The sequence below is a fragment of the Alcaligenes sp. 1735tsa3 genome (assembly GCF_024134565.1).
In the GTDB taxonomy this organism is placed as follows: Bacteria; Pseudomonadota; Gammaproteobacteria; order Burkholderiales; family Burkholderiaceae_B; genus Alcaligenes; species Alcaligenes phenolicus.
The window spans coordinates 4,099,518-4,112,657 of sequence record NZ_CP099862.1; the positions used below are offsets into that span (position 1 = coordinate 4,099,518).

General features: G+C 55.5%; 17 protein-coding genes. 2 read left to right on the forward strand and 15 right to left on the reverse strand.

Going from position 1 to position 13,140, the window contains the following annotated elements; all coding sequences use genetic code 11:
- The first annotated feature begins 110 nt into the window (after positions 1-110).
- Entirely contained in the window at positions 111-734 is a 624-nt protein-coding gene (yihA, locus tag NIZ92_RS18880; RefSeq protein ID WP_009459957.1) for a ribosome biogenesis GTP-binding protein YihA/YsxC, read from the forward strand.
- The gene (hemB, locus tag NIZ92_RS18885; protein WP_035269608.1) at positions 731-1,750 is read left to right on the forward strand and encodes a porphobilinogen synthase; all 1,020 of its coding nucleotides are present in this window, start codon (positions 731-733) and stop codon (positions 1,748-1,750) included. Before yihA ends, hemB begins: the two co-directional genes overlap by 4 nt.
- A gap of 118 nt (positions 1,751-1,868) precedes the next feature.
- Here the strand turns inward: hemB and dsbD are convergent, their stop codons facing one another.
- The 15 genes from dsbD to rpmD all read right to left on the reverse strand — a co-directional run bounded on the left by dsbD (position 1,869) and on the right by rpmD (position 13,138).
- On the reverse strand, positions 1,869-3,794 hold the full coding sequence (dsbD, locus tag NIZ92_RS18890) for a protein-disulfide reductase DsbD (RefSeq protein WP_254002451.1): 1,926 nt from the start codon (positions 3,792-3,794) through the stop codon (positions 1,869-1,871).
- A gap of 37 nt (positions 3,795-3,831) precedes the next feature.
- Entirely contained in the window at positions 3,832-4,218 is a 387-nt protein-coding gene (cutA, locus tag NIZ92_RS18895) for a divalent-cation tolerance protein CutA (RefSeq protein ID WP_081055347.1), read from the reverse strand.
- Positions 4,219-4,264: 46 nt separating this feature from the next.
- Positions 4,265-5,239, reverse strand: coding sequence for an AraC family transcriptional regulator (locus NIZ92_RS18900; protein ID WP_254002452.1), 975 nt, complete (start codon positions 5,237-5,239; stop codon positions 4,265-4,267).
- Between the two features lie 123 nt (positions 5,240-5,362).
- Complete coding sequence (locus NIZ92_RS18905; RefSeq protein WP_009459970.1) at positions 5,363-5,908, reverse strand: flavin reductase family protein; 546 nt, start codon at positions 5,906-5,908, stop codon at positions 5,363-5,365.
- Positions 5,909-6,031: 123 nt separating this feature from the next.
- A complete protein-coding gene (locus tag NIZ92_RS18910; protein ID WP_254002453.1) occupies positions 6,032-7,117 on the reverse strand; it encodes an LLM class flavin-dependent oxidoreductase in 1,086 nt (361 codons plus the stop codon).
- Between the two features lie 495 nt (positions 7,118-7,612).
- Positions 7,613-7,999: a 50S ribosomal protein L17 gene (gene rplQ, locus NIZ92_RS18915; RefSeq protein ID WP_003805334.1), complete on the reverse strand. Its 387-nt coding sequence runs from the start codon at positions 7,997-7,999 to the stop codon at positions 7,613-7,615.
- A 202-nt stretch (positions 8,000-8,201) separates the two neighbouring features.
- Positions 8,202-9,185 carry a DNA-directed RNA polymerase subunit alpha gene (rpoA, locus tag NIZ92_RS18920; protein ID WP_003805337.1) on the reverse strand — a complete coding sequence of 328 codons (984 nt, stop codon included), beginning with the start codon at positions 9,183-9,185 and terminating at the stop codon, positions 8,202-8,204.
- Between the two features lie 153 nt (positions 9,186-9,338).
- Positions 9,339-9,962: a 30S ribosomal protein S4 gene (gene rpsD, locus NIZ92_RS18925; RefSeq protein ID WP_009459976.1), complete on the reverse strand. Its 624-nt coding sequence runs from the start codon at positions 9,960-9,962 to the stop codon at positions 9,339-9,341.
- 11 nt (positions 9,963-9,973) lie between these two features.
- Positions 9,974-10,372 carry a 30S ribosomal protein S11 gene (rpsK, locus tag NIZ92_RS18930; protein WP_003805343.1) on the reverse strand — a complete coding sequence of 133 codons (399 nt, stop codon included), beginning with the start codon at positions 10,370-10,372 and terminating at the stop codon, positions 9,974-9,976.
- Positions 10,373-10,386: 14 nt separating this feature from the next.
- Positions 10,387-10,752, reverse strand: a complete 366-nt coding sequence (rpsM, locus tag NIZ92_RS18935) for a 30S ribosomal protein S13 (RefSeq protein ID WP_003805346.1) — start codon at positions 10,750-10,752, stop codon at positions 10,387-10,389.
- Positions 10,753-10,788: 36 nt separating this feature from the next.
- The gene (gene rpmJ, locus NIZ92_RS18940) at positions 10,789-10,902 is read right to left on the reverse strand and encodes a 50S ribosomal protein L36 (protein WP_003805360.1); all 114 of its coding nucleotides are present in this window, start codon (positions 10,900-10,902) and stop codon (positions 10,789-10,791) included.
- A 32-nt stretch (positions 10,903-10,934) separates the two neighbouring features.
- Positions 10,935-11,153, reverse strand: a complete 219-nt coding sequence (gene infA, locus NIZ92_RS18945; RefSeq protein ID WP_003805361.1) for a translation initiation factor IF-1 — start codon at positions 11,151-11,153, stop codon at positions 10,935-10,937.
- Between the two features lie 9 nt (positions 11,154-11,162).
- On the reverse strand, positions 11,163-12,488 hold the full coding sequence (gene secY, locus NIZ92_RS18950) for a preprotein translocase subunit SecY (protein ID WP_003805363.1): 1,326 nt from the start codon (positions 12,486-12,488) through the stop codon (positions 11,163-11,165).
- 12 nt (positions 12,489-12,500) lie between these two features.
- The gene (gene rplO / locus NIZ92_RS18955; RefSeq protein ID WP_022983333.1) at positions 12,501-12,941 is read right to left on the reverse strand and encodes a 50S ribosomal protein L15; all 441 of its coding nucleotides are present in this window, start codon (positions 12,939-12,941) and stop codon (positions 12,501-12,503) included.
- Positions 12,942-12,952: 11 nt separating this feature from the next.
- On the reverse strand, positions 12,953-13,138 hold the full coding sequence (gene rpmD / locus NIZ92_RS18960; protein ID WP_003805366.1) for a 50S ribosomal protein L30: 186 nt from the start codon (positions 13,136-13,138) through the stop codon (positions 12,953-12,955).
- Positions 13,139-13,140 lie beyond the last annotated feature (2 nt).

Sequence of the window (13,140 nt, forward strand, 5' to 3'; positions counted from 1 at the left end):
CAAAAGCCACCGTAAGCCGCTGGTCAGTACCCAGTGGACTACGACATTACTGTTTCAAATCGAGAGATTATACAATAGGCGCTGAACCAATATGGAATTACGCTGCAACCATGTCGATACTGCACCGCGCTCACTTCACGATTTCAGCTGCTCAGATCGATCAGCTGCCTCCTCCCGGACCGCCAGAGGTCTGTTTTGTGGGGCGCTCCAATGCGGGCAAATCCTCCGCCATCAATGTGTTGGCCAACCAACGGAAACTGGCTTTTTCCAGTAAAACGCCGGGACGAACACGCCTGATCAATATGTTCGGTATCCCCGACCCGCTCTCGCCGGGCGACTTTCTGGGCCACCTGGTGGACTTGCCCGGCTACGGCTATGCCGCCGTGGCGCGCCACGAAAAGCAGGACTGGGCCGAAATTCTGGGCGAGTACCTGGTCTCCCGCCCCTCGATTGCCGGCATTGTGTTGCTGATCGACATCCGACGCGGCGTGACCGACCTGGATATGCGTCTGGCCGACTGGATTGCACCTACCGGCAAGCCCGTACTGGCTCTTTTGACCAAGGCCGACAAACTGCCGTATGGTCAACGCATCAAGGCGGTGGCCGAAGTGCGCCGCCAACTCCGGGAAATTGGCGCCCTGCATGCGCTGCCCTTCTCCTCCACTGATCGTATCGGCTTGCCCGAAGCGACCGAATGCATCGAAAACTGGATTTCTCCGAAGGTTGTTCCATGACTCGTTTTATTCCTCCTGCCGACTTTCCAAATACTCGCCTGCGCCGTAACCGCCGCGACGAGTTTTCCCGCCGTCTGGTGCGCGAAAACCGCCTGTCCACCGACGACCTGATCTACCCGGTCTTTGTGCGTGAAGGCGAGAAAGTTCAGGAGCAAGTCGGCTCCATGCCAGGCGTCATGCGCTATTCGCCTGATGAACTGATGCGCGTGGCCGAACAGTGTCTGGAGCTGGGCATCCCCGTGTTGTCCCTGTTCCCGTCCATCGACCCGTCCCTGAAAACGCCGGATGGCAGCGAAGCCGCCAACCCGAACGGCCTGATTCCGCGCGTGGTGGGCATGCTCAAGCAGCAATTCCCCGAGCTGGGCGTGCTGACTGACGTGGCTCTGGACCCCTACACCAGCCATGGCCAGGACGGCATTCTGGACGAAGCCGGTCACATCCTGAACGAAGAGACGGTCGCCATGCTGATCCGCCAGGCCCAGACGCAAGCCCAGGCTGGCGTGGACATTGTGGCCCCCAGCGACATGATGGACGGCCGCATCGGCTCCATCCGCGCCGCTCTGGACAAGGACCAGTTCATCCACACCCGCATCATGGCTTACTCGGCCAAGTACGCCAGCGCCTTCTACGGCCCCTTCCGCGACGCGGTGGGCTCGGCTGCCAATCTGGGCCGTTCCAACAAGAACACCTACCAGATGGACCCCGCCAACCGTAACGAAGCCCTGCGCGAAGTGGCCGCCGATATCCGCGAAGGTGCCGATATGGTCATGGTCAAACCTGGCCTGCCTTACCTGGACATCCTGCGCGACGTAAAAGACGCCTTTGGCATGCCAACCTACGCCTACCAAGTCAGTGGCGAGTACGCGATGATCAAGGCTGCCGCCCAGAACGGCTGGCTGGATCACGACAAGGTCATGATGGAGTCTCTGCTGGCATTCAAGCGTGCTGGTGGCGACGGCATTCTGACCTATTTCGCCATCGAAGCCGCCAAGCTGATGCGCGAACAGAACTGCTGATTCACATCAATCAGAACGCAAAAAACGCAGCCTGTGAGCTGCGTTTTTTGTTGTGTGTACGCGACGATCTATCGTCTGTTAAGCCCTGATAAGGCCGATTCGGGGCAAATCAGGAACTTCAGGCACCGGCCAGAACCTCATCCAGCACCTTGGAAAAGCGACTGGCATCCTGAAAACCGATCACGCGCAATTGTTCCAGCTGTTTCCCCTTGGAATCGAAAAACATGATGCCGGGAGGGCCAAACAGGCGGAAATGTTTCAGCAACTCCCTGTCCTCGGGAGTGTTGGCTGTCACATCCACCTGCAGCAAATCAAACTGTGCCATACGCTGTGCAACCGCAGGATCACTGAACGTGAAATTCTCCATTTCAATGCAGGACACACACCAGTCTGCGTAGAAATCCAGCATGACGGGACGGGTGGTCTTGGCCAGCCGTCCTTCCAGCTCCTGCAAAGTGAGTACGCGCTGAAACTCCACTTTGCTTTGAGCGGCTGCCACCGTACCGGACGATTTCAGCCCTTCCAGTGGACGAATCACGCTAGGACGACCCAGGGCAATACTGATCATCATCATGATGGCCCAGACCGCCAACATCATGCCTACGCCCTGGCGCAAACCCGACCAAGGTGTGCGCGCTGCCGTACCGCGCCCAAATGCACCCAACAAGGCCGCGGCCCACAAAGCCAAAACGACCCAGCCAAAGACCGCGATCGTGCCAGACATCAAGGGCGATACCATCCACCAGGCCGTAGCCAACAGCAAGACACCAAATGCGGTTTTGACACTTTCCATCCAGGCACCGGCCTTGGGCAACACACTGCCAGAACCCGCGCCCACAATCAGCAGCAACACGCCCGACCCCCAGGCCAAGGCGAACAGAGCCGAGCCGCCCAGGACCACATCACCCGTCTGCGAAATAAACAGCAGCACACCCGCCAAAGGCGCTGCTACGCAAGGGCCGACGATCAGCGCAGACAGCATGCCCATCAGGAACACGCCACCCATCTGCCCACCCGGCAAACGGTTCATGGTTTCATTCAGGCGATTTTGCAGCGCTGCCGGGGCCTGCACCGTAAATACATCCAGCATGGACAAGGCCAGCACCACCAGGATCAGGGCAAACAAGCCCAAGACCCACGGATTCTGCAACCAGCTTGCCAAGCCTGCGCCCAGCAAACCTGCCGCCACACCCAGCAAGGTGTAGACCAGAGACAAGCCCAGCACAAAGGCAAAAGCCATTTTCAAACCATGCCAGCGCGATGGCGCAGGCTGATTACGGCCCGCAATGATGGACAGCAGAATCGGCACCATCGGCAAGACGCAGGGTGTAAAGGACAGCAGCAAGCCGAACACAAAGCTCAGCAGCACAATCTGCCCCCAACCTGCTTGCTTGAGGTAATCCGCCAAGCCCACATCACTCAGGCTCAAGGCCGACGCGACACCACCTGTGCTGGCAGATGTAGCCATAGACGTCGTGCCTGCGGTGTCTGTTTTCTGACCCGAGCCTTCACCCGGCGCAGGCACCGACACCACACCGAAGGGGCCTGCCACTTCCCAGCCCTGTCCGGTGGGGATCAGGGTCAAGGTTTGCGTAGAGGGGGAATAGCACAGGCCAGCATCGGCACAACCCTGGCTGACCACATCAATTTTCAGATCCTGGCCCGTACCGCTATCGGCCAGAACAGGCACTCGCAGAGTGACCGAGTTGCGGTAGACCTCCATGACTTCGTCAAAGGTAGGGTCGTACACCTTTTCGCCATCGGGAAGCTGGGGAGTACCCAAATGCTCGGCCTTCTCGGTCGAGATCCCGAAGCGCTTGCGATACATATAGTATTCAGGCGCAATCTGGAAATGGATATCCAGCTGATCGGGCTGGCTCATGGCCGCGGTCAGTACAAAAGCCTGTTCCGGGTCCAGAAACTCTTCTTCTGCCTGCGCCGTCAATGGCGTTGCCAGCCAGGCCAGCATCAGGACAAAGAAAACAGCAAACCACGCGCCAAGACGCTGGGCAGAAAACGGGGAACGCTTCAAAGACAAAGGCACAAATCTATTCCGGTTTTTTAGGCTGGGCTATCTGAGATTACGCTGGACGCGTCTGGGTGCGGACCCAATCCAGATAAGCGGTGAAACCACCAACAACCGGAAACACAATCAATTCAGGCAGTTCGTAAGGATGCTGCTCTCGCAAGCGATCTGCCAGTTCCGGTAGCCGGGCCACTGTGGTTTTGAAAGTCAGCGTGATTTCCTCATCACCCTGTAACTCCCCTTGCCACATGTACATAGACAAACTGGCGGGCGCAAGGTTCGCACAAGCGGCAATTCCATCTTCAACCAGGTGATGAGCCAGGTACTTGGCCAGCATCATATCGGGCACCGTCGTCTGCACCAGCACCAATTGCTGTGCATCCAGATCGGGCAAGGTCAAGGCCAGTTTGGGTTTGGAACTGGAGGAATTCTCAGAGGACATGCAGGGCTCCTAATCAAGCCCTTAGTGTAGCGCCGGATGCCGGCGCTTAGATGCTGGACCGAGGTCGAGTCAGGCCGCTTAATGTTTCAGAGGGGCGCTCGCCATAGCGATGTCGATAGTCAGCAGAGAACTGTCCCAGGTGGGCAAAGCCACAGGCCAGGGCCACTTCGGTGACTGACATGCCGCCTTCCTGCAAATATCGGCGGGCCGCTTCCAAACGCATCTGCTTTAGACGCGCCATCGGTGCGACACCCAAATGCTCCCGGAATCCCGCGTACAAACTGCGCACGCTGACCCCGGCTGCCTGGGCAATATCAGCAATCGTGATGGACTGGCTGGATTGGCTTTCCATGAAATCCAGGGCACGTCGCAAAACATACGGCAAGGCTGCCGCGGTCTTATGAGCAGGCTGATTGTGCTGGTGCAGCTCGAACAAGGCATAAATCAGGGTCTGCTCGAATTGGCGTACCTGACGGGGCTGATCAAACAAAGTGCCGTCCGACACTTCGGCAAACTGCCAATCCAGCAAGCGGCGCAAACTGGCTCCGCCAGGCGCATCCAAAGGAATGGAAGGCTGGAACTCCAAAGGGCCGCGCACAGGCTGGGCAAAATAATCCTGATAATGGCGCTCCAGCCCTTGGCGTCCAATACGCACAAACAGCTTATCGGCCTCCAGACTATGTTCCATGCTGAAGTCTTGAGTCGGGCTGATGATGGAAGCCAGGCGAGAGGTAGACGCGAAACGTCCGTGCGCCGTATGAATCTGCTCTTGTCCCGACAGAGGAATTTGCAAGAGATAGAAGTCGTCCAGTGGCTGGGGCTGAATCTGCACCTGCGCGCCATAGCGCAAACGACCATAGGCTACATCCTGGCCTTGGCGTAGATACAAGCGTGCATTCAGACGCTGACGAGTATCCGCCAGGGTCAGACTATGCGGGCAGAAAACCTGGGAGATATAGTGCTGAACGCAGTCCACATCCTGCGAATGCAGCTGGGCATAGCGATTCAGTATGGTGGTCATGAGCGTCGCAACAAGCGATAAAAAAAGCTGTGCCTTAGTGTGGCACAGCCTCTTGCACTGCAACATCGAGACTATCCCTAGGCCCGGCTAAGGTGCCAAGACAGAGACAGCGATCCCGACGATTTACTGGCCCTGAAAACGGCCAAAACGTCCCTGCCAATACAGCAAAGGCGAATCCTGTGCCTGCTCGGCATGGTGCACCTGCAAGACACGGCCCAATACCAAAGCATGGCTATGACGTTCAATTACTTCCACGATCTGGCAGGCCAAAGCGGCAGGAGCTTGTCGTGCCAACCAGATACCGTGCTCGGTACGCAGCCAATCATGTCCGGCATAACGCGCATCGCCTTGCTCGCCTTTGAAACCGGCAAACTGCAAAGCCATGCCTGCCTGCTCGACACCCAGAATATTCACACCGAACAGGCCACTGTCACGCATTAAAGGCCAGGACGAGGAGCTTTGATTCACACAGACCAGTACCTCTGCCGGATCTGCGGCTACCGAGGTGACCGACGTTGCCGTCAGGCCGCTACGCTGGCCCTGGTGTTCGACCGTAATCACATTGGCCGTGCCACCCAGATGGCGCATAGCAAGTTTGAACTGCTCGGCAGAAACTCCAGGCGCGTGCAGCGCTTGGTCTGTCGGCAAGGAAGCCAATTCCACAGGCATGATTCACCCTTTTTTAATCTTATGGGCAGCACAGTCATCAGGACGGTGCTGCCTGCGTGGCGTACGTGAACTGGCTATCCCCCAGAGCAAACCCAAGCCTGCCCGATAGCCAGAAAATCGCTCTTAGCGAATGCCACGCTGCTGCAACAAAGGCAGCACAGTATCACGGAAATAAGGGAATTCCTTTACATAGTCCACAAAGGACAAGGTTGTTCCCCGGAAACCGGCTTCGTGCAACGCACACAAACCGTCAGCCACTTGCTCGGGCGTACCCACCAGCGGGAAGCCACCATGGCCCGCGGCCATACGCTCGCGAATCTGCTCCAGCAGCTCGTGCGGGAAGGAATGGGCGTGGGCAAACTGCAAATTCATCAGGTTATCCACGGCACCATTGTCGATATTGGCCATGATGCGTTCCCACTCGGCCTTGGCCTCGGCTTGCGTCGGACGGCAAACCACGTGCGAGAAGGTCATCACATCAACCTTGCGGCCTTGCGCTTGGCCTTGTGCCTTGAGTTCAGCCACTTCTTTCCTGGAGCGCTCCAACTCCATGGCAGGCGTGAACAGGAAGTTCGCGTTGCGGCTGGCAAACTCACGGCCCTGACCAGAACCAGCGGCGTTAAAGATAGGTGGATCAAACTCAGGACGAGGATTGCCGTAGACGCCTTTGGCCTGAAAGTACTTGCCATCCCAATCGAAGCGACCGTCGTGGTGCCAGATCTTCTTGATCAGATCGAACCACTCTTGTGCATAGCCATAGCGGGTTTCGTGATCATCAGGCAACTTCACACCCAAAGCGTCGTACTCGGGCTTGTTCCAGCCAGCCACAATATTCAGACCGACACGGTTGCCGCTCATCTGCGCCATGGTGGTGATCTGCTTGGCGATCACAACGGGGTGGTTCGCAACGGTGTGCACAGTGGCAAACACGCTGATATTGCGAGTATTGGCCAGCAAGGCCGTCGCCCAGGTGACAGTTTCCAGTACATAGCCGTGGAAATCGGTTTCGCCACCGTAACCAATCCAACGGGCGATAGGCAGCATGAAGTCGATGCCAGCATCGTCCAGCAGCTTGCCCAGCTTCAGATTGTTTTCCCACGTAGCCTGCCAGCGATCGGGCAAGGTCGACACCGTCATGCCACCACCGCAGTTGGTAGCAAAGGTTCCCAGCAGAAACTTATCGTGTGTGAGCAATGTATTCTGTGCCATCGCCAGTCTCCTGAAAATCGTTGTTCTTTACAGCTCACCACCATGGCGAAGCTGACATAGCGCAGATTTTAGGGATTGGCTTTACGGCCCACTATCGGATCACTGCCGGTTTTATCAATTGCCTGCAATTATTTGAACTTTAAAACTCTACAGGCCACCAAACCTAGCAAAAACCCTTATATAACAGCGGCTTGCCGTGTTTTCAGAACTTTTTCAATAGTCAAAGCACCCTGCTTTACACCTTCACACTGTACTGAAACGGAGTCCACGCTCTGGCTCAAGCCCACGCTTGGACTTATATGAGGGGTAGGCTTGGCACTAAGCCTGGGGCAAAAGCGAAACGAAGGTGAGAATCAAGGTCAGCAGCAACAGCAGCAACAAGGTTAAGGCCTTCCCAAAAACGCCCACCCCGTGATGAATAAGGCCATACGCCGCCAATAAAAAAACGGACTCCTGAGAGTCCGTTTTCAATACTACTGTAGAAACAAGCGGCGCTTATTCAGCAGCGGCTTCTTCCTGAACTTCTGGACGATCCACCAGCTCCATGAATGCCATAGGAGCGTTGTCACCCTGACGGAAACCCATTTTCAGGATGCGGGTGTAGCCGCCGTTACGCTCTTGGTAACGTGGGCCGAAAACTTCAAACAGCTTGGTCACTGCATCGCGGTCGCGCAGACGGGCGAAAGCCAGACGACGGTTTGCCAAGGTTGGGTTTTTAGCCAAAGTGATCAGAGGCTCAACCACGCGGCGCAGCTCTTTAGCTTTAGGCAGGGTGGTTTTGATGGCTTCGTGAGTCAGCAGGGACACGGACATGTTGCGGAACATGGCCAAACGGTGGCTGCTGGTACGATTCAGTTTACGTAGACCGTGACGGTGACGCATGATGATTTTCCTAAATAATGAATCTAATTGGCACGCCGCTTATGCGACATGCGTAAATCCGGTTCTTCTATCAGCTAAGCTGCGGACCAGATGGACAGCGCAAAACAATAGCACATTTTCAGCCGCCACCTACACTTTTTGCAGGTGTACAACACCAGAAAAAGTGTAAGCGGCGTCTAAGTACGTCTGTCTTGCTTACTACTTATGGACGCTCAAGACCCAGTGGTGGCCAGTTTTCGAGCTTCATGCCCAAAGTCAGACCACGTGCAGCCAACACTTCCTTGATTTCGTTCAAGGACTTGCGACCCAGGTTTGGAGTCTTCAACAGTTCGTTTTCGGTACGCTGGATCAGATCGCCGATGTAGTAGATATTTTCGGCTTTCAGGCAGTTTGCGGAACGAACCGTCAGTTCCAGATCGTCGACAGGACGCAGCAACACAGGATCGATCTGTGGAGCGCCACGCACTGGAGCTTCGTAGGCATCGCCCACACCTTCCAGAGCAGCAAACACAGAGATTTGATCCATCAGGATGCGAGCGGACTGGCGCACGGCTTCCTCGGGCGAGATCACGCCGTTGGTTTCAATGTCCAGAACCAGCTTGTCCAGGTCAGTACGCTGTTCCACACGGGCGTTTTCGACCGCGTAGCTAACACGACGCACTGGGCTGTAGGAGGCGTCCAGCACGATACGACCGATCGTGTGGGTGCGATCATCAGCCAGGGCGCGCACGTTACCAGGAACGTAGCCACGGCCTTGCTCAACCTTGATTTGCATTTCCAGCTTGCCGTCGTCGGTCAAGGTGGCAATCACATGATTGGGGTTGATGATTTCAACGTCGTGCGGCAATTCGATGTCGCTGGCCAGAACTTGGCCGGCGCCTTCCTTGCGCAGGATCAGGGTAACTTCTTCACGGCTGTGCAGCTTGAAGACCACGCCCTTCAGGTTCATCAAGATATCAACCACGTCCTCGCCCACGCCTGGCAGCGTGGAGTACTCGTGCACCACACCGGTAATCTGCACTTCAGTGGGTGCATAGCCGGTCATGGAGGACAGCAAGATACGACGCAGTGCGTTGCCCAGAGTGTGGCCGTAGCCGCGCTCGAAAGGCTCCATGATCACTTTGGCGTGATTTTTGCTGATCGGTTCAACTTCGATGGAACGGGGTTTCAAAAAACCTTGAGACATTCGATTTCCTTTTCAATACCCTCGGCTCGTTACACCGATAAGGCTGACGGAAACTGGCAAAGCCAGCGGGATAGTATCGCAAAGCCCACTTGCCGAAAATCGGGAAGTGGGCCTGCGATTACTGCATTGCGTAAGAGGTCTTCGCGTACAAAATTAACGCGAGTACAACTCAACAACCAGCGATTCGTTGATGTCTTGAGCGACATCAGCGCGATCAGGAGCTTGCTTGAACACGCCGGACAGCTTGGCGGTGTCAACTTCTACCCACTGAGGCAAGCCAATGCCCGTAGCCAGATCCAGGGATTCCTTGATACGGCCTTGGGATTTAGCTTTTTCGCGCACGGAAACAACGTCACCAGCCTTGATCAGCATGGAAGCGATGTCAGCGGTGTGACCGTTGACTTCGATTGCACGGTGGTTCACCAGCTGACGTGCTTCTGCACGTGTAGAGCCAAAGCCCATGCGGTAAACCACGTTGTCCAGACGCGATTCCAGCAATTGAATCAGCGTTTCACCGGTGTTGCCACGACGGCGGTCAGCTTCAACGTAGTACTTGCGGAACTGCTTTTCCAGCACGCCGTACATACGCTTGAGCTTTTGCTTTTCGCGCAGCTGCAGACCGAAGTCAGACGTACGAGCACCGGAGGTGCGGCCGTGCTGACCAGGACGCGATTCCAGTTTGCACTTGGAATCCAGCGAGCGACGGGCGCTCTTCAAAAACAGATCGGTACCCTCGCGACGCGAGAGCTTGCATTTTGGTCCAATATAACGAGCCACTTCGCTTCCCCTTAGATGCGACGACGCTTGGGCGGACGGCAGCCGTTATGCGGAACCGGTGTGATGTCTGCAATGCTGGTGATCTTGATACCCAGAGCATTCAGAGCACGCACAGACGATTCACGGCCTGGACCGGGGCCCTTGATGCGAACTTCAAGATTTTTAATACCGTATTCCATGGCAGTACGGCCGGCTGTTTCAGCGGCAACCTGCGCGGCAAACGGCGTGGATTTACGAGAGCCTTTAAAGCCCGCGCCACCCGACGTAGCCCAGGACAATGCGTTGCCCTGACGGTCAGTAATGGTGATGATCGTGTTGTTAAAAGAAGCGTGGACGTGAGCAATCCCGTCCGACACGCTTTTTTTGACTTTCTTGCGTGCGCGTGAAGCGCTGCTAGAAGCTTTGGCCATCTTCTATTCCTCGATTATTTCTTCAGGGACGCGGCGGCGCGACGCGGACCTTTACGGGTGCGAGCGTTAGTGCGTGTACGTTGGCCGCGCACTGGCAGACCGCGACGATGACGCATGCCACGGTAAGTTCCCAAGTCAGCCAAACGCTTGATCGAGAGCTGAACTTCACGACGCAGGTCACCTTCTACGGTGAACAGGCCGATCTGTTCGCGAATGCGCTCGAGTTCCGCGTCGGTCAGATCTTTGACCTTCTTGGAGTATTCAATACCCGATGCTTCGCAAATCTTGCGAGCGCGGGTGCGACCGATGCCGAAAATCGCGGTAAGACCGATTTCGGCGTGTTGATGCGGCGGGATGTTAATGCCGGCAATACGGGCCATGGTTATTCCTTGTTAAATCGGTTGCGTTTCGGCAACTTAGCCTTGACGCTGCTTATGACGTGGATCGGTGCAGATGACACGCACCACGCCATGACGTTTAATGATTTTGCAGTTGCGGCAGATCCGCTTTACTGATGCCATTACCTTCATGGTTTGACTCCTAGTTTCCTGTAACCGGCCGCTTATTTGGAGCGGAACACAATTCGTGCTCGGGATAGATCATAGGGCGTGAGCTCCACAGTGACCTTATCGCCCGGCAGAATCCGGATATAGTGCATACGCATTTTGCCTGAAATGTATCCGAGCACTACGTGACCATTTTCCAGCTTGACGCGAAAAGTTGCGTTGGGAAGGTTCTCAAGAACCTGTCCCTGCATTTGAATGACGTCGTCCTTTGCCATTTTCGTGAATTACCGCATCGGCAAGCTCGAGCCTTTGAAGTTAGCCTTCTTGAGCAGCGAGTCGTATTGTTGTGACATGACATAGGCCTGGGCCTGCGCCATGAAGTCCATGGTTACTACAACAATAATCAGCAAGGATGTGCCGCCAAAATAGAACGGTACATTCCAGCGCATTTGCAAGAACTCTGGTACCAAACACACCAAGGTAATGTAGATCGCACCGGCCAAAGTCAGACGCATCAAAATCTTGTCGATATAACGCGCTGTCTGATCACCGGGACGAATCCCTGGTACGAAGGCTCCACTCTTTTTCAGGTTGTCTGCAGTTTCGCGGCTGTTGAACACCAGGGCCGTGTAGAAAAAGCAGAACAAAATGATCAGCGCGGAGAACAAAGTAATGTAAAGCGGCTGACGCGGCGACAAAGCAGCCTCGATTTCACGCAACCAACCCAGACCGGGTGTGCTGGAGAACCAATTAGCAATTGTCGCTGGCAACAGAATGATGGACGAAGCGAAGATCGGAGGGATCACGCCAGCCATGTTCAGTTTCAGCGGCAAATGCGAGCTTTGACCACCATAGATACGGTTACCTACTTGCCGTTTGGCGTAGTTGACCGTGATACGACGCTGACCACGCTCGACAAAGACGACGAAGTACGTGACGGCGGCTACTAAAACGAGGATAAACAGTGCCGATAGAATCGACATGGAATCCGTACGCACCAGATCAAGCATACCGCCCAAAGCATTAGGCAGACCCGCTACGATACCGGCGAAGATCAGGATGGAAATACCATTACCCAATCCACGTTCAGTGATTTGTTCACCCAGCCACATGACGAACATGGTGCCAGTGACCAGTGTTACCACTGTCGTGAAGCGAAACAGCATCCCTGGGTCGATAACCAGACCGGGCTGCGATTCTAGAGCGATGGAAATCCCAACTCCCTGGAACAAAGCCAAAAAGACCGTTCCGTAACGGGTGTATTGCGTGATCTTGCGACGACCCGACTCACCCTCTTTCTTGATTGCTTCCAGCGTGGGCACCACAGCGGTCATCAATTGCATGATGATGGACGCAGAGATGTAGGGCATGATTCCCAGTGCGAACACTGAGAATCGCTCTAAAGCACCACCGGAGAACATGTTAAACAAACCCAGAATACCACTCTGGTTTTGAGTAAACAGTTCGGACAAGGCATCAGGATTGATGCCTGGTACCGGAATGTGCGTACCCAAGCGGTAGACAATCAGGGCGAGCAACAGGAAAACGAGACGACGTTTCAAATCGCCGTAGCGCGGACCCGACTTACTCTGTGCCTGAGCTTTTGCCACCGTGACCCCTTTTTATTCCAGCGAGCCGCCGGCTGCTTCGATCGCGGCGCGAGCGCCGGCCGTTGCATTAATGCCTTTCAGCGCAACTTTACGGGAAAGTTCACCGGACTTGATGACTTTAGCGTAACGCACCATTTGGCCAACCACGCCAGCCTGCTTCAGTGCCTGGACGTCGATAACTTCGGCATCCATTTTTTGCAGTTCGGACAGACGTACTTCTGCGTACAGGTGGTCGTCCAGGGTGGTGAAACCACGCTTGGGCAAACGACGTTGCAAAGGCATTTGACCGCCTTCGAAACCGACTTTATGAAAACCACCCGAGCGGGATTTCTGGCCTTTATGACCACGTCCGCCGGTTTTGCCCAAGCCGGAACCGACACCGCGACCAACACGACGTGCTGCGTGTTTGGCGCCAGCGGCGGGCTTGAGATTGTTCAATTGCAATTCAGACATCCCGATTCCTTTCAGGCTTCCGAGACCGTAACCAGATAATCCACCTTGCGGATCATCCCACGAACCTCAGGAGTATCAACCAATACACGGCTGGTGTTGACTCGGCGCAGACCCAGGCCGCGAACGGTGTCGCGATGGCTTTGCTTTGTGCCGATGACCGAACGCACCAACGTAACTTTGATTTGTTTCTGTGCCATGA

Coding starts and splice junctions, on each gene's coding strand:
- rpoA (WP_003805337.1), bottom strand. CDS start 9,185: ATGTCTCAAGGTTTTTTGAAACCCCGTTCCATCGAAGTTGAACCGATC.
- NIZ92_RS18900 (WP_254002452.1), bottom strand. CDS start 5,239: ATGACCACCATACTGAATCGCTATGCCCAGCTGCATTCGCAGGATGTG.
- rpmJ (WP_003805360.1), bottom strand. CDS start 10,902: ATGAAGGTAATGGCATCAGTAAAGCGGATCTGCCGCAACTGCAAAATC.
- NIZ92_RS18905 (WP_009459970.1), bottom strand. CDS start 5,908: ATGCCTGTGGAATTGGCTTCCTTGCCGACAGACCAAGCGCTGCACGCG.
- rpsM (WP_003805346.1), bottom strand. CDS start 10,752: ATGGCCCGTATTGCCGGCATTAACATCCCGCCGCATCAACACGCCGAA.
- yihA (WP_009459957.1), top strand. CDS start 111: ATGTCGATACTGCACCGCGCTCACTTCACGATTTCAGCTGCTCAGATC.
- rpsK (WP_003805343.1), bottom strand. CDS start 10,372: ATGGCCAAAGCTTCTAGCAGCGCTTCACGCGCACGCAAGAAAGTCAAA.
- hemB (WP_035269608.1), top strand. CDS start 731: ATGACTCGTTTTATTCCTCCTGCCGACTTTCCAAATACTCGCCTGCGC.
- rplQ (WP_003805334.1), bottom strand. CDS start 7,999: ATGCGTCACCGTCACGGTCTACGTAAACTGAATCGTACCAGCAGCCAC.
- cutA (WP_081055347.1), bottom strand. CDS start 4,218: ATGTCCTCTGAGAATTCCTCCAGTTCCAAACCCAAACTGGCCTTGACC.
- infA (WP_003805361.1), bottom strand. CDS start 11,153: ATGGCAAAGGACGACGTCATTCAAATGCAGGGACAGGTTCTTGAGAAC.
- NIZ92_RS18910 (WP_254002453.1), bottom strand. CDS start 7,117: ATGGCACAGAATACATTGCTCACACACGATAAGTTTCTGCTGGGAACC.
- rplO (WP_022983333.1), bottom strand. CDS start 12,941: ATGTCTGAATTGCAATTGAACAATCTCAAGCCCGCCGCTGGCGCCAAA.
- rpmD (WP_003805366.1), bottom strand. CDS start 13,138: ATGGCACAGAAACAAATCAAAGTTACGTTGGTGCGTTCGGTCATCGGC.